Here is a 251-nt window from a genome sequence, read left to right on the forward strand (position 1 = left end):
GTCTCAGGTTGTGCGGCAGCTTATCAGAGACTACCTCGAGCAGCACGGCGTGACCTGGAAAACGCGGAGCACCATCGGCTCACGTACGCGGCGATGACAGTTCTTAGGCACGACGCGTAACGAAGACCAGGATCACCCTGCACGCCCTGACGTCTTCCACCATCCGTGTTGCCCGCAGCGAACTGGTAACCAGCCTGTGCGTAGATGCTGAAATTCGGCGAAAGCAGCGCGTGACTCCGCCGGCAAGTTCC

Annotated in this window: 1 pseudogene; it reads left to right on the forward strand. The window is 60.2% G+C overall.

Going from position 1 to position 251, the window contains the following annotated elements:
• Nucleotides 1-97: pseudogene (locus SB772_RS43680) on the forward strand (CopG family transcriptional regulator); the annotation flags it as partial.
• Nucleotides 98-251 lie beyond the last annotated feature (154 nt).

The sequence above is a fragment of the Paraburkholderia sp. SIMBA_030 genome (assembly GCF_046535245.1).
Taxonomy (GTDB): domain Bacteria; phylum Pseudomonadota; class Gammaproteobacteria; order Burkholderiales; family Burkholderiaceae; genus Paraburkholderia.